Source organism: Nocardia donostiensis (assembly GCF_002081715.1).
Taxonomy (GTDB): Bacteria; Actinomycetota; Actinomycetes; order Mycobacteriales; family Mycobacteriaceae; genus Nocardia; species Nocardia donostiensis.
The window spans coordinates 67879-82613 of record NZ_MUKP01000010.1; the positions used below are offsets into that span (position 1 = coordinate 67879).

Annotated in this window: 16 protein-coding genes; 4 read left to right on the forward strand and 12 right to left on the reverse strand. The window is 66.1% G+C overall.

Annotation, left to right across the window (positions count from 1 at the left end):
* The first annotated feature begins 192 nt into the window (after positions 1 to 192).
* Positions 193 to 1635 carry a type VII secretion integral membrane protein EccD gene (gene eccD, locus B0T44_RS09235; RefSeq protein ID WP_245839000.1) on the forward strand — a complete coding sequence of 481 codons (1443 nt, stop codon included), beginning with the start codon at positions 193 to 195 and terminating at the stop codon, positions 1633 to 1635.
* Between the two features lie 41 nt (positions 1636 to 1676).
* On the forward strand, positions 1677 to 3044 hold the full coding sequence (gene mycP / locus B0T44_RS09240) for a type VII secretion-associated serine protease mycosin (protein WP_077114747.1): 1368 nt from the start codon (positions 1677 to 1679) through the stop codon (positions 3042 to 3044).
* 434 nt (positions 3045 to 3478) lie between these two features.
* Here the strand turns inward: mycP and eccB are convergent, their stop codons facing one another.
* Positions 3479 to 4951 carry a type VII secretion protein EccB gene (eccB, locus tag B0T44_RS09245; protein WP_077114746.1) on the reverse strand — a complete coding sequence of 491 codons (1473 nt, stop codon included), beginning with the start codon at positions 4949 to 4951 and terminating at the stop codon, positions 3479 to 3481.
* Between the two features lie 112 nt (positions 4952 to 5063).
* On the opposite strand from eccB, the gene eccE reads away from it, so the two are divergent.
* Complete coding sequence (gene eccE, locus B0T44_RS09250; RefSeq protein WP_077114494.1) at positions 5064 to 6707, forward strand: type VII secretion protein EccE; 1644 nt, start codon at positions 5064 to 5066, stop codon at positions 6705 to 6707.
* Between the two features lie 99 nt (positions 6708 to 6806).
* Here eccE and B0T44_RS09255 read toward each other — a convergent pair whose 3' ends face one another.
* The gene (locus B0T44_RS09255) at positions 6807 to 7367 is read right to left on the reverse strand and encodes an NADPH-dependent FMN reductase (protein WP_077114492.1); all 561 of its coding nucleotides are present in this window, start codon (positions 7365 to 7367) and stop codon (positions 6807 to 6809) included.
* Positions 7368 to 7401: 34 nt separating this feature from the next.
* Positions 7402 to 8211 carry an S-methyl-5'-thioadenosine phosphorylase gene (locus tag B0T44_RS09260; RefSeq protein ID WP_077114490.1) on the reverse strand — a complete coding sequence of 270 codons (810 nt, stop codon included), beginning with the start codon at positions 8209 to 8211 and terminating at the stop codon, positions 7402 to 7404.
* A gap of 251 nt (positions 8212 to 8462) precedes the next feature.
* On the opposite strand from B0T44_RS09260, the gene B0T44_RS09265 reads away from it, so the two are divergent.
* Positions 8463 to 8765: a metal-sensitive transcriptional regulator gene (locus B0T44_RS09265; RefSeq protein ID WP_077114745.1), complete on the forward strand. Its 303-nt coding sequence runs from the start codon at positions 8463 to 8465 to the stop codon at positions 8763 to 8765.
* 69 nt (positions 8766 to 8834) lie between these two features.
* On the opposite strand, the gene B0T44_RS09270 is transcribed toward B0T44_RS09265, so the two are convergent.
* The 9 genes from B0T44_RS09270 to infA all read right to left on the reverse strand — a co-directional run bounded on the left by B0T44_RS09270 (position 8835) and on the right by infA (position 14621).
* The gene (locus tag B0T44_RS09270) at positions 8835 to 9665 is read right to left on the reverse strand and encodes an LLM class F420-dependent oxidoreductase (protein WP_077114488.1); all 831 of its coding nucleotides are present in this window, start codon (positions 9663 to 9665) and stop codon (positions 8835 to 8837) included.
* Positions 9666 to 9769: 104 nt separating this feature from the next.
* The gene (gene truA, locus B0T44_RS09275) at positions 9770 to 10669 is read right to left on the reverse strand and encodes a tRNA pseudouridine(38-40) synthase TruA (RefSeq protein WP_077114486.1); all 900 of its coding nucleotides are present in this window, start codon (positions 10667 to 10669) and stop codon (positions 9770 to 9772) included.
* Between the two features lie 89 nt (positions 10670 to 10758).
* On the reverse strand, positions 10759 to 11280 hold the full coding sequence (rplQ, locus tag B0T44_RS09280; RefSeq protein WP_077114484.1) for a 50S ribosomal protein L17: 522 nt from the start codon (positions 11278 to 11280) through the stop codon (positions 10759 to 10761).
* Between the two features lie 51 nt (positions 11281 to 11331).
* Positions 11332 to 12390 carry a DNA-directed RNA polymerase subunit alpha gene (locus B0T44_RS09285; RefSeq protein ID WP_077114744.1) on the reverse strand — a complete coding sequence of 353 codons (1059 nt, stop codon included), beginning with the start codon at positions 12388 to 12390 and terminating at the stop codon, positions 11332 to 11334.
* A gap of 102 nt (positions 12391 to 12492) precedes the next feature.
* On the reverse strand, positions 12493 to 13098 hold the full coding sequence (rpsD, locus tag B0T44_RS09290; protein ID WP_077114482.1) for a 30S ribosomal protein S4: 606 nt from the start codon (positions 13096 to 13098) through the stop codon (positions 12493 to 12495).
* A 21-nt stretch (positions 13099 to 13119) separates the two neighbouring features.
* A complete protein-coding gene (gene rpsK, locus B0T44_RS09295) occupies positions 13120 to 13533 on the reverse strand; it encodes a 30S ribosomal protein S11 (RefSeq protein ID WP_077114480.1) in 414 nt (137 codons plus the stop codon).
* A 10-nt stretch (positions 13534 to 13543) separates the two neighbouring features.
* Positions 13544 to 13915 carry a 30S ribosomal protein S13 gene (gene rpsM, locus B0T44_RS09300; RefSeq protein WP_077114478.1) on the reverse strand — a complete coding sequence of 124 codons (372 nt, stop codon included), beginning with the start codon at positions 13913 to 13915 and terminating at the stop codon, positions 13544 to 13546.
* A gap of 266 nt (positions 13916 to 14181) precedes the next feature.
* A complete protein-coding gene (gene rpmJ / locus B0T44_RS09305) occupies positions 14182 to 14295 on the reverse strand; it encodes a 50S ribosomal protein L36 (RefSeq protein WP_025347279.1) in 114 nt (37 codons plus the stop codon).
* 104 nt (positions 14296 to 14399) lie between these two features.
* The gene (gene infA / locus B0T44_RS09310; RefSeq protein WP_003886926.1) at positions 14400 to 14621 is read right to left on the reverse strand and encodes a translation initiation factor IF-1; all 222 of its coding nucleotides are present in this window, start codon (positions 14619 to 14621) and stop codon (positions 14400 to 14402) included.
* Positions 14622 to 14735 lie beyond the last annotated feature (114 nt).

Here is a 14735-nt window from a genome sequence, read left to right on the forward strand (position 1 = left end):
CGGACGAGATCCCCCTCTTGGCTGCGTAGTTCGGGCTCAGTGTAGAGCCAACCGCCCACATGTCGTACAGTTCGACCAGCATTCTGCTGGCCGCCTGGCGGGTGTGCAAGCGCCGAAGGGCCTGGTTGGGTGCCGGAAACACGAGGTAGCGACCGAGTTGGGGGAGCCTTGACGCACGCGCGACTTGACCATATGGAGGAAGACTCCTCCCGCGGCATCGTCCGCGCACCGGATCTGACCCGCGTCACCATTTTGGCCAAACACACGCAGGTGGACATGGCGATCCCAGTGGATGTGCCGGTCGCGCTGGTCATTCCGAGTGTGGTCGATATGGTTGCCCAACACAGCCGCACCAACGACTTCGACAACGAGGGTGAACGGTTCGAGCCCGCCGAATGGGTGCTGGCCCGGATCGGTCATCCGCCGTTCTCCAATTCACTGAGCCTCGGTGAGCACGGCGTCCGTGACGGCGAACTGCTGATGCTGGAAAGCGCGGCCAACACCGCGCCGACGCCACTGTTCGACGACATCATGTACAACGTCGCGATCGCCGACGCCGACCATTTCAAGGGCTGGACACCCCGAACCGCGCGGATCACCGGTTCGCTCCTGGCTGTGCTCACTATGCTGGTCGGCTGCCTCGGGCTGCTGGCAGCGCCGCATGCGATGGCGGGGTGGATCACGGGTTCGATCGCGCTTGGCGTGACCATTCTGCTGGTGGTGGCGGGCATGGTGCTCAGCCGGATGTACGGCGACACCGGTACCGCGCTGGTCCTGGGTGGTTGTGCGCTGCCGACCGCATTCACCTCGGGAATGCTGCTGGTGCCCGACCATTACAGCTGGGCGAACATCCTGCTCGGCTCGATGCTGGTCGGCGCGACCGCGATTCTGGCCTGGCGTGTCACCGGTGTCGGCCTCGGATTGTTCATCGGGGCGGGCGCCCTCGCCGTGTACGCGGTCCCGGCCGCGCTGGTCGGGTTGCTCACCGAGCAACCGGTCCGGGCGATCGGCGCAGTGGCCGCCGCGCTTGGCCTTGCAGGGCTTTCGCTGGCGCCGCGACTGTCCATGCTCTTGTCGAAGCTGCCGCTGCCGCCGGTTCCGTCGCCGGGTACCCCGATCGACCCGAGCGAGGACGACCCAGACGATCACCGCGCCCTGCCGACCTTGGATGCGCTGCGCACCAAATCCGAACGCGCCCGCATGTATCTGGGCGGTCTGGTCGCGGCCACCACGCTGGTCACCGCGGCCGGTGCGCTCGCCGCCACCGACGCCACTTCGGGCGGTTACTACTGGCAGGGCATTGCGCTGGCGCTGGTCTGCGCGGTGGTACTGATGTTCCGCAGCCGCACCTATGCGGGCGCCGAACAGGCCATCGTGCTCATCGCCGGTGGTGCGGCGATCGTACTGATCATGTTGATCGGAGCGGCTTTCGTCACCGAACTGCCGCTGGCCGTGTTCGGGGCGGCGATGGCGGTGCTGATCTCGGCACTGATTCTGGGAATCATCATTCCGAACCAGTCGGCGACTCCGCCGATGCGGCGCGGTGTGGAGCTGCTGGAGTACGGCTTCGTCGCGGCGGTGCTGCCTTTGGTGTTCTGGGTTACCTCGCTCTACTCCCTCGTCCGCGGGCTGTGAACGCGAATCTTCGCACCGCGGCCGTTGCCGTGGTGCTCGGTGTGAGTGCGTCATTGGGGCTCGGTCAGGGAATTTCCGCTGCGGATCGGCCGCCACCGGTGAATCCGGGGTTGCTGCCGCCGGGGGATCCGGCCACGCCGCCGGACAAGACGGAACAGAAGGCAAGTACCCCGTGCCTGAGTACCCGGCCGGGCGGTGATGGAGCTGCCGTCCCAGAAGCGCAGCGCGCGCTGGATCTGCCGCGCGCCTGGGAGTTTTCCCGGGGTGCAGGGCAACTCGTCGCGGTTATCGACACGGGTGTGGAACGGCACCCGCGCCTCCCGGACTTGATCGCCGGGGGCGATTATGTGGCCGCGGGCGGTGACGGTACCAGTGACTGCGACGCACACGGCACCTTCGTCGCCGGAATAATCGGTGCGACCCAGGTCAGCGGCCAAGGTTTTTCGGGTGTCGCCCCCGATGCCCGGATCATGAGCATCCGGCAGACCAGTGCCCTGTTCCAGAAGGAGGGCGCGTCCAGAAACCAACGGCCTGAGGACCCACCGCAGGGCTACGGCGATATCAATGCGCTCGCGTCAGCGGTGCGACGTGCGGCAGATCGGGGCGCCACCGTGATCAATATGTCGCTCGTGCTGTGCACTCCCGGCTCGTACAACCCTGCTGATGGGCCATTGGGCGCCGCGCTGCGATACGCCACCTTGGAAAAGAACGTGGTCGTGGTTGCCGCTGCAGGCAACAAAAGCGACAAATGCAGCGCGGGCAACCCGGGCATCGATCCACTGAACCCGGCAGGCGACCTGTGGGAAAACCTGTCCACCAACGTCACTCCCGCCCGCTACGACGACTACGTCATCACCGTCGGCTCGATCGGCCCCACCGGCCACCCCTCGGACTTCACCGTGCCCGGCCCGTGGGTGGATATCGCCGCACCCGGCGAGAACATCGTTTCGCTCGACCCGCGCAGCCCCGGAACCGCCAACGGAACCTACGGCGCACAAGGTCAGGCCAGCAACCTGCAGGGGACCAGTTTCGCGGCCCCTTACGTTTCCGGTGTGGTCGCTCTGGTCCGCTCCCGGTTCCCGGAACTGTCCGCGGCGGAAGTGATCAAACGCATCCTGGCCACCGCCCACGCGCCTGCCGAAGGATGGAACCCCTACGTGGGCTATGGCGCGGTCGATCCGATCGCGGCCCTCACCAACGAAGTGCCCGATACCCCACTGCCCCCCAAAGAACCGAGTCAGGCCAAGAGTGTGCAACTGGCTGTCCCGGTCGCGCCACCGCCGCCGGACAATACGGCTCGTAATGTGGCGTTGGTCGGTAGCGGAATCATCGGTGGAGGGCTGATTCTCGGTTACCTCGCGTCGTTTCCGATTCGCCGCCGGTTCGGTGTGATGTCGGACGATATGTAGCACGTCGGGCAGCCGACTGAGCGCAAGCGCACTCCAGTAGATCGTGACATGGAGTGGCTGAACGTTGCTCCCCACGCGGTCGGTTGGGTCAGCGGCGGCAAGTGCGTTTACTCAGCGGCAGTGCGACGGCTGAAGCGCCACCAGCCTTCACGCCATCAGTGGCCGAAACCGTTGCAGCTCAATGGCCTATGGAGTGCGGAGTTTCGCCGCCACGGCGTAACACCACAGGAGCAGATCCTCTGAGAGGTGTTTCTACCGACTGTGGTTCTCCGAGCGCTGCAGCGAGCGAGCCGCGGCCGACCGTTTCCGTTACCTACCCGGTGACGACACATCGCTTGCTCGACGGCCCCTCCGCAAGGGGCGGCACGCATAAGGCCGTTGAAGCGCTTCGGCTCACCGCTGAAGTTCCCGGCATCGCCTCGCGATGCTGGTCCCTAGTTCTCGGCCGCGGCGACCGGTTCCTTCGCCGGTGACGGGTCCGGCGCCACACCGTCATGTGCGACCAGCGCTTCCTCGCGGCCGAGGCTCGGCCCGGCGGCGAGCAGGCCGACGATCGGCCACGGGGCAGGTTCGGCCTGCTCCGGCATACCGAGGGCCTTGACCGCTTCGGCGTTCTTGATGCCGTAGCGGACGCCGGTGTCGGCGATGTAGAAGAGGCTGTCCTTGCGGGTACTGTCCGGTTCGATACCGGTGGTCTGCACGTAGGCGCCCGATCCGGGGTCCAGGTAGGCGGAGTCGGCGTTGGGGCCGGAACCGTCGGCCTGGGCCAGCGGAACCAGTTTCGCGTCGTCGGACATGGGCAGGCTCACGCCGGTGATGACCGACAGCTCGGCACGATTACCGGAGTTCTCGCTCGCCTCGGTGATGGGTTTCCAGGACAGGCAGCTCACCGGCTGATCCTTGGCTTGCAGCAGGGTGGGCGCGGTATCGGGGTAGTCGCCGACGCGCAATGCCGAGGAGACGTTGGCCCTGGTGCGCTGGGACTGGTCGATGGTGCTGTCGGCGGAGGTCTGCGGGTTCGAGTTGCGGATGATGTCGGCGGTCAGCTCGGAGATGCGCTGCAGACCGTCACGCAGCACCACATAGTTCTCGACCTCACCGGTGGTCACCTGCACGACTTCACCGATGCGATGGTCGCCGATCGGGTAGTCGGGGGTGGCGCCGGGATCGTCGATCCGCGGCGGAACGATCGGCAACACTTCCGGAATCGCGTTCAGCAGGCCTTCGCTGACGGGACGCGGGCTGGCACCGGTGATCTTCAACGCGTCGGTGACCGCGCGGTCGTTCATATCGACACGGGCGCGTTTGTTGTCGTAGACGAGGTAGGTGTGATCTTTGCCCTGGACGAGCAGCGCCTTACCGGAATCCATGGCCGACGCCTTGTCACCGAGCTCGGGGTCGCCTGCGATCACCGAAGTGGTGATGTCTTGGCTCCCGTCGATCTTCATCGTGTCGCACACCGACCATGGGCGGCCGTTGCCGGAGGAGTCGAAGTGCAGCGCGCCGGGTGCGCCGGGGATGCCGATCAGTGGGCCGCGGGCCTTGCTGCCGAGCTCGGATTCCTTGACGATCACCGCCTTCGGCGCGTCACCGGCGGCCAGCCGCGCCGAGGCCAGGTTCAACGTCGGGTGGACCACATCGTTGATCACCACGTACACGGCGCCGGTTTCCTTGCCGATCAGGATCTTGTTGCTCCCGATCTTGTCCTGTGGGCGCAGCAGGGCCAGGACACCGCAGCCCGCGAGCACTACGATCGCCAGAACCAAACCGACGGCGTAGGCGCGCGACTGGGAACGCATCGGGTCGTGCAGCATTCGCACATCCCTGCGCACCAGGGCGTGCTCCATCCGGCGCACGAGAAAGCGGTAACCACTGACCTGCCACCGGGTAGTGGGCTTTGAAGGCATGATTTCCTCCCCCGAACAGTGCTCGCGTTCGCGGAACACAGTACAGTTCCCGGGGACTCTTGTTCAGCTCGGCCACAAGAATCGGCCGACACCGGGTACATGGGGGACGACGATGGCCGAACCAGCTACAGCGGGGCCGGACCCACTGCTTGGTCGAATTTCGCTGCGGAACCTGCTGATCGCGCAACTCGTCGGCCTCTTCGCTGGCGTGATCGCCCTGGTCGCTGGGCTCAACGGGTGGATCGCGCTCGGCGTGGCGGTGGTTGTCGCGCTGGTGCCGTTGACGCCGGTCGGTAAACGCGTGCTGCTGGATTGGGCTGCCACCTGGTTCGGTTATCTCGCCGAGCACGACTACGAGCTCGGTAACACGGTCGACTTCCGCGGCCCCGACGACCGCTCGCTCGGCCTGTACTGGGACGGCAGCCGGGTGGTGACCGTCGTGGAGGTGCTCGCCCCGAAAGGCGGACTGACCCGGATCGCGCGCAGCACCGTGCACGCCTCGCATCTGCTGCCGCTGCCCGAACTGGCGCAGTGCCTCACCCAGCACGACATTCTGCTCAGCGGGATCGACATCATCAGCCACGGCCACCGCAGCCGGGCGGGCACGCCTGCGGGCAAGATCTACGAATCGTTGCTCGGCCCGCTGCCCGCTACCGCGCACCGGACGGTGTGGCTGGCCATCAGTTTCGATGCCGTGGCCTGTCCGGGCGCGGTGGCCAGGCGCGGCGGCGGCAACGAGGGCGCGTCCCGGGTGGTCACCATCGCGACCCAGCGCATCATGCGCACGCTGGAAGACGCCGACTGCAACGCCCGCATCCTCACCGCATCCGAGATCCGCCGGGCGGTCCTGCAGCTGACCGAGGGCTTCGACCCGCGCGAACTTACTCATCGCTGGCGGTACGCCGAACTCGGCAACAATGTCAACGTCGGTAGCGCGATCGATCCGAAACATCTCGGCTCGGATGTGCTCGCTCAACTCTGGGTCGCCCCGTCGCGCGGTACCACGGTCGCGGTGCGGCTGCGGCCGGGCCGGTCGGCGGAATCGGTGAAAATCGGTGCGGCCTGGCGGCTCACCGCGCGCGATCTGCCCGACCAGCTCGATATCGACGGCATGGTGTCGATGAACGGACGCCACCGCGACAGTTTGCTCGCCCATCTGCCGATCGCGGTACCCGGTGTTGACGACACCGTCCCGATGAGCGAGTATCCGATCGACACCATCGGCGCGCTGCATCTGCCGTCGTCGGGCTGTGGCCAGCTGATCGGCTCCGACGCGGAGGGCAACGGCGTCGCGGTGCGCATCATCGGCGCCGGTATCTCCACCGTGTATGTGGCCGGTGAGCTGTACCTGGCGCAGCAGCTGGTGTTCCGTGCGCTCGCCGTCGGCGAACGGGTGCTGATCCGCACCGACCGCGCGCACGCCTGGGAAAACCTGGTCAGCACCATCGGCAACCCGGAGCGGTTGACCATCGCCGTGGAAACCCACCAGTCGGATGCCGGTTTCACCGCCGCTGTGGTCGACGGGGTGCTCGCGCCAGCCCCGCACGCCGGTGTCACCACCATCTACCTCACCGGCGACCCGATGGGCTGGCCTGCGACCAAACCGGACCTGGCGATCCATCAACCCGGGGCCATCGGCAACCATGTGGTGTTGCGGACCGGAACCACGCAGGTCGACCTCAACCTGGTGTCGATTCCGCGTGAGTCGACCTATATCGGCCAACCGCGCGGGCAGCGCACGATGGCGCACCAGTAACGAGCACGGGTCTTTCGGCCGCCGATCCGTGCAAGCCTTCTAGTCCGAGAAGCCCCGATCGACCAGCATCATCACGAGACGCACAGCCATTTCTTCGGTTCAGCCCGGGTAAGGATCCTCGGACCGGGCGGAACGCAATACCCTTCCCCACCAGTTCAATTGGCGCAGCATGCGTTCCGCCGCATCGATGGCTGCACCGTCGTCGGTATCGCCCGCCGCATCGAACTTCTTCTTGGCCTGATGGAAGCTCACGGTTTCACGGACCGACACCATATGGATTTCCGCAACCACCTGCCGCAACTGTTCGACCGCGCGCAGACCGCCGGACAGTCCGCCGTAGGAGATGAAACCGATCGGTTTCGCGCGCCATTCGTGTTTGGCGCTGTCGAACGCGGTTTTCAGCGAGGCAGGGTAGCCGTGGTTGTACTCGGAGGTGACGACAGCGAACGCGTCGGCGCAGGCGAGACGCTCACGGAAGCGCAGCACGTCGGGGGTGTCGGTGAGATCGAGCGGTAGCGGAGTGTCGATCAGATCGATGACCCCGGTGTCGAACTCGGTGTGGGCGCGCGTGGTGCGCAGGAACCAGTCGGCGACGATCGGAGCGAACCGTTGCGGCCGCACACTGGCCACGATGACCTCGAGTCGCAGCGGGGTGTCCACGGCGCGAGCCTACCTCCGCCGCACCCGCTGCGGTTCAGGGCAGCTCGAACGGCAGCGACACTCCCGCGTGTACCCGGCAGCTCTCGCAGGTGTCGTTGTCCTCGACAGCCGATATCGCTTGCCGAATCAACTGTTTGAACGGGCCGATATTGCGTTCGAATTCGGCGAACACATCCGCTGCGCGCACCCCGTCGCCGTCCGCCACACCGGCGTCCAGATCGGTCACCAAAGCGACCGGCGCATAACACATTTCCAGTTCGCGGGCCAGCACAGCCTCCGGATGACCTGTCATGTTCACCAGCTCCCAGCCCTGGGCGGCGAACCAGCGGCTTTCGGCGCGGGTGGAGAACCGCGGTCCCTCGACCACGACCATGGTCCCGGATTCACGCACCGGCATCCGGTCGCTCGCCGCGGACGCCACAACCCCGCGCAGTTGCGCGCAGTACGGGTCGGCGAAATAGACGTGCACCCCGCCGCCGTCGAAATATGTCTGGGCGCGCCCCGAGGTGCGATCGACCAACTGGTCGGGCACAACCACCGTGCCCGGCCCCCAATCGGGGCGCAGGCTGCCCACCGCGCACGGGGCAAGCACCCGGCGTACGCCCACCGAACGCAACGCCCACATATTCGCCTGGTACGGCAGCGTGTGCGGCGAGTATTCGTGGCGGCGGCCGTGGCGCGGCAGGAAGGCGACCGCGCGTCCCTCGACCGTCCCGATCGCGATGGGGGCACTCGGGGCACCGTATGGGGTGTCCACTTCGACGGTGTGGGCCTCGTCATCGAAGAAGTCGTAGAAACCGCTGCCGCCGATGACGGCGAGCGCGGGGCGCGGCTGCGAAGTCATATCGCTGATTCTCTCGCCGCGCGGGCAGTGCTCGCCGCCGGGGCGCCTTGCGGGTCCTGCAGCTGCACAGCAGGGCCGGACGCGGCTACCCTTCGACCTGCGGGCGTCTCGTGACAACCCACCCCACCCCCTGTACCCTGGGGGGGTATAAGAAACCGATGCCGACCGAACCGGCAGCAAGGAGACAGTCGGTGACCTCAACCCGATCCACCCACGCCGATACTTCCTCGGCCGGCGAGCATACCGTCGACATGACCGAGCACGCCGGGCATGGTTACATCACCGCCAAGGACGACTACCTCAAACGCCTGCGCCGCATCGAGGGCCAAGCCCGCGGCCTGCAGCGCATGGTCGAGGAAGAGAAATACTGTATCGATATCCTCACCCAGGTCGCTGCGATGACGAAGGCCCTGCAGGCGGTCTCGATGGGCCTGCTGGAAGACCACCTGAGCCATTGCGTCCTCGACGCGGCGGTCGCGGGCGGTCCCGAGGCCGAGGCCAAGATCAAAGAGGCCACCGACGCCATCGCCCGCCTGGTTCGCATCAGCGGGTAGCGGACGCCCACCATGGCCCTGATCGGTCATACGGCTGATCGGGGCCAGTGCGGTTCTCGCGGAGGCGGGTCAGGAAGTCTTGGTGAGCAAAGGCGCCAGGGTACGCAGGGCGCCGAGATAATCGTCGCCGAGCGGCTGCAGGGCGATATGGTCCGCGCCGGCATCCAGGTGCGCAATGAGCCGGGCGGCGATCTGTTCCGGCGTGCCGTGCACGGCGAGGGTGTCGATCAGGCGGTCGCTGCCGGGTTCGGCGAGGTCCTCCTCGGTGAAACCGAAGCGGCGCAGGTTGTTCAGGTAGTTGCGCAGGCCGAGATACATGTGCACGGCCTGCCTGCCGACTTCGCGGGCGCGTTCGGGGTCGTTGTCGAGCACCAGCTTCTGCTCGGCGACCAGCAGCGCGGAACCGACCACCTCACGGGCTTTCGCGGTGTGCTCCGGTGGGGCCAGGTAAGGCAGGGCGCCCGCGCTGCGGTCGCGGGACAGCTCCAGTACCCGGGGACCGAGCGCGGCCAGCGCGCGGCTGTTCTTCGGCACCCCGGCCGCGTCGAGTTCGTCGAGGTATTCGACGAGCGCGTCATAGGGTTTGCGGTACGGTGCGTTGGCTTCGGGGTGACCGACGCCGACTCCGAGCAGGAAACGACCGGGGAACCGCTGCTCGATCCGATGGAACGATTCGGCGACATCCTTCGCCGGAACGGTCCAGATGTTGACGATGCTGGTGCCGACCTGCAACGTGTCGGTCGCTTCCAGCAGCGATTCGACAACCGGCAGATCCGCGGGCGGCGAGCCGCCGAGCCACAGCGCGCTGTAACCGAGTTTCTCCAGTTCAGCTGCTTCCTCCGGGGTGAACCCCCGGTAGAAGCGCCACACTCCAAAGCGTCCCAGACCGTTGAATGCCATACCCGCTGAACCTCCTCGCAGTGTTCGCTATTCCACGCTCGCCGCCCCGCAGGCTACCGAACGGCCGGATACCCGTTCGGCGATCTCGCCAACCAGCCGTGCGGCTACTCCGCTCCGCCGCAGCATCCTCCTGCGGACACCGGTACCGAACGCATCTCTCTGGTCTGCGCGTTCCGTGCCGCCAACTCCCCCTCCTCGGGATAGTCGACGGCGATGAGGCTGAGTCCGTGGGCGGGGGCTACGGTCACCGAACTGGAACGCTGCCGTTCTTCGAGCAGACCGGCCACCCAGCCGGGCGTGCGGCGACCCTCCCCCACCGCGAGAACCGCGCCGACCAAACTGCGGACCATCGACCAGCAGAACGCGTCGGCGCTGACATACGCGCAAAGCTGTTCACCCGCACGGACCCAGTCGAAACGCTGTAGTTCGCGGATCGTGGTCGCGCCCTCGCGGCGGCGGCAGAAGGCGGCGAAATCGTGCAACCCAAGCAGTGTCCGCGACGCGGCACGCATCGCCTCCAGATCCACCGGACGGCAGGGCACCACGCTGCGTGCCGACAACGGCGAGGCCCCGTAGGGCGCGGTGGTCAGGCGGTACACGTAATGGCGCCGGATCGCGGAGAACCTGGCATCGAAATCAGTGCTCACCTGACTGATACCGGTGATACGAACATCCTTCGGCAGGAACCGCGCCATCCGGTGCAGCAGCTTGTCGGCGTCGATATCAGCGGAAGTATCGAAATGCGCGACTTGCCCTTCGGCGTGCACACCCGCATCGGTTCGCCCGGCCACGGTCAGCTGCAACGGCTCGCGCAGCACCTTGCTCAGCGACTCCTCCAGGACACCCTGTACGGTCCGCAGCCCGGGTTGACGCGCCCAGCCGAGAAAATCGGTGCCGTCGTAGCTGATGTCAAGTCGAACCCGTACTGGTGACGGCGCGCCGGGGCTGCCGGCGCCCTGGGCCGGCTCAGGCGTATCCGCCGGCGAACGATCCGCAACATTCATCACGCCTCCTGGAAACGAACGAGCCCGCCGACCCGGTGTTCGGGCGGCGGGCTCGTACGGCGATTACCGACGCAAGTCGGATGACCGACTCACGCCTTGTCGTCGGCCTTCTCGCCGTCGGCGGTCTCGGCCTCGGCGGCAGGAGCCTCGGCCGCCTCGTCGGTCTTGTCCTCGGCGGCAGGCGCTTCCTGAGGCTGCTCAGTCTTCTGCGACGCGGCAACACGGCGGGCACGATCGGCCTCGTTGGTCACGGTCTGCTCCCGGACCAGCTCGATGATCGCCATCGGCGCGTTGTCACCCTTGCGGGGCAGCGTCTTGATGATCCGGGTGTAGCCGCCGTTGCGGCCGGCGAACGACGGGCCGATCTCGGCGAAGAGATCGTGCACGACGTCCTTGTTCCGGATCACCTTGAGCACCTCGCGCCGGTCGGCGAGGGTACCGGCCTTGGCCTTGGTGACGAGCCGCTCGGCGTAGGGGCGCAGCGCCTTCGCCTTGGCCTCGGTGGTCGTGATCCGACCGTGCTCGAAGAGCGCCGTGGCCAGGTTGGCGAAAATCGCCTTCTGGTGCGACGCCGACCCGCCGAAGCGAGCACCCTTCTTGGGCTTGGGCATTGTGGGTTCTCCTTGTATAAGACCCCCCGGGGCGCCTACCCCGGGTCGGGCCTAGAGCTGTTCGGTTTCGGCGTAGTCCTGCTCGCCGCCGTCGTTATCGCTGAAAGTGCCGCTGTCGGACCAGGTTCCGGTGTTCGCGTCGTAGCCGACCACGCTGGACGGATCGAACGAAGCCGGGCTGTCCTTGAGGGACAGGCCGAGCGCGTGCAGCTTGACCTTGACCTCGTCGATGGATTTCTGGCCGAAGTTGCGGATGTCCAGCAGATCCGATTCGGTGCGTGCCACCAGCTCGCCGACGGTGTGCACACCCTCGCGCTTGAGGCAGTTGTAGGACCGGACCGTCAGATCCAGATCCTCGATCGGCAGCCCGAACGAGGCGATGTGATCCGCCTCGGCAGGCGAAGGACCGATCTCGATGCCTTCGGCTTCGACGTTCAGCTCACGGGCCAGGCCGAACAGCTCGACCAGGGTCTTGCCCGCCGAAGCGAGCGCATCCCGCGCGCTGATGGAGTTCTTGGTCTCCACGTCCAGGATGAGCCGGTCGAAGTCGGTGCGCTGCTCGACACGGGTGGCCTCGACCTTGTAGGTCACCTTGAGGACCGGTGAGTAGATCGAGTCCACCGGGATCCGGCCGATCTCCGCACCGGAAGCCTTGTTCTGCACCGCAGGGACGTAACCGCGACCGCGCTCGACGACGAGCTCGATCTCCAGCCTGCCCTTGTCGTTCAGGGTGGCGATATGCATATCCGGGTTGTGCACGACAACACCCGACGGCGGCACGATGTCATCGGCCGTCACGGTCCCCGGGCCCTGCTTGCGCAGGTACATGGTGACCGGCTCGTCCTCCTCCGAGGACACGACCAGGCCCTTGAGGTTCAAGATGATGTCGGTGACATCTTCCTTCACACCGGGAACGGTGGTGAACTCGTGCAGAACTCCGTCGATGCGGATGCTGGTCACCGCGGCCCCCGGAATCGAGGACAGCAGGGTGCGCCGCAGTGAGTTGCCGAGGGTGTAACCGAAGCCGGGCTCCAGCGGTTCGATGGTGAACCTGGAGCGGTTCTCGGCGACGACCTCTTCGGTCAGCGTCGGACGCTGGGAAATCAGCATGTGGATCATCCTCCTTGTGGGCGCCCGCTATTTGACGCCCTCGTTCTGGGGGTTGTGCGTGATCGCCCGGGATGGGCGACCACGCACCAGCGGCACCAGCCGTTACTTCGAGTAGAACTCGACGATCAGCTGTTCCTGCAGCGGAACATCGATCTGAGCACGCTCGGGCTCGGAGTGCACCAGGATCCGCAGCCGGCCCGGAATGACCTGCAGCCATCCGGGGACCGGGCGGTCGCCATGGGTCTCGCGCGCCACCTGGAACGGCAGCGTGTTCAGCGACTTCTCCTTGACATCGATGATGTCGTACTGGGTCACACGGAAGGAGGGGACATTCACCTTCTTGTTGTTCACCAGGAAGTGGCCGTGGCTCACCAGCTGACGGGCCTGCCGCCGAGTGCGCGCCAGGCCGGCACGGTAGACGACGTTGTCGAGACGCGTCTCGAGCAGACGGAGCAGGTTGTCACCGGTCTTGCCCTTGAGGCGGTTGGCCTCTTCGTAGTACCGGCGGAACTGCTTCTCCATGACGCCGTAGGAGAAGCGAGCCTTCTGCTTCTCCTGCAGCTGCAGCAGGTATTCGCTCTCCTTGATCCGCGCGCGGCCGTGCTGGCCGGGCGGGTAGGGGCGACGCTCGAAAGCCTGGTCACCGCCGACCAGGTCGACGCGCAGGCGACGCGACTTGCGGGTGATGGGTCCGGTGTAACGGGCCATTGTGCTCTACCTTCCTTCCCGCTAGACGCGACGCCGCTTGGGCGGACGGCAGCCGTTGTGCGGCTGCGGGGTGACATCGGAGATCGTGCCCACTTCCAGGCCCGCGGCCTGCAGTGAACGGATCGCGGTCTCGCGGCCCGAACCGGGGCCCTTGACGAACACGTCGACCTTCTTCACGCCGTTCTCCTGCGCCTTGCGGGCAGCGTTCTCGGCGGCGAGCTGTGCGGCGAACGGGGTCGACTTGCGCGAGCCCTTGAAGCCGACATGGCCGGACGACGCCCAGGAGATGACGTTGCCGGTCGGGTCGGTGATCGACACGATCGTGTTGTTGAACGTGCTCTTGATGTGCGCGTGGCCGTGGGGAACGTTCTTCTTTTCCCGGCGACGCGTTTTCTGGCTCTTCTTCGGACCGGAGGTCCTGGACTTGGGAGGCATCGGTTATCCCCTACTTCTTCTTGCCTGCGACGGTGCGCTTGGGACCCTTACGGGTGCGCGCGTTGGTCTTGGTGCGCTGGCCACGCACGGGTAGCCCGCGGCGGTGCCGCAGGCCCTGGTAGCAGCCGATCTCGATCTTGCGGCGAATATCGGCCTGGACCTCGCGGCGCAGGTCACCTTCGACCTTGAATTCCGAAGCCTCGATGTAGTCACGGAGCCTGGTCAGGTCGTCATCGCTGAGATCCTTGGACCGCAGGTCCGGGCTGACGCCGGTGGCGTCCAGGATCTCCTTGGAGCGGGTACGGCCGACGCCGTAGATGTAGGTCAGCGCGATCTCCATGCGCTTCTCGCGCGGGAGGTCGACGCCCATGAGACGTGCCATGTGGCAGTTTCCTTAATCGTGGCGGAGGTCTGCTCCCTGTCCGTCCCCTCGTCTGGTGGGGCCCCGGCCTCCGTTCCGGGGGTGGGCACACACACCTTCGGCGTCGAAGCCGTACGGCATCGTTGCCGAAAACCTCGTTGCCGAAAAACCACAGTGTGCGGCTGGAGCTGGGAGTTCTTCTGTAGTTGCCAATCCGAACCGCGTTCGGTGCTTGGCTTGGTGACCGGGACTCACCCGACTGGTCGAGCCCGACTGGCCTGGGTAACTCAGCCCTGACGCTGCTTGTGCCGCAGGTTGTCGCAGATCACCATGACCCGGCCGTTACGCCGGATCACCTTGCACTTCTCGCAGATCTTCTTGACGCTCGGCTGAACCTTCACGTCCGTCCAATCTTTGTTGTGGTTCGTACCCGGGTACGAACACAGTTGTCCCCGGTCGGGTGCGACCGGGGAAGTTTCGGTGAGTGAGCACTTGGCTCACTCGCTCACTTGTAGCGGTAAACGATACGGCCGCGGGACAGGTCGTAGGGCGAAAGCTCGACGACCACGCGGTCCTCCGGAAGGATGCGGATGTAGTGCTGCCGCATCTTGCCGCTGATGTGCGCGAGAACCTTGTGCCCGTTCTCGAGCTCGATACGGAACATCGCATTCGGCAACGGCTCGATAACCCGACCCTCGACCTCGATGGCCCCGTCTTTCTTCGCCATGTCCTCCGCGATCCCGGTTACACTCAACCTGGTTTGACTACCTGGGACTGCCCGAGTGAAACCTCTCAGAACTCCTGAGTACTCCTGAGAGCTCCTCAGCCTCCGAGGATTGAA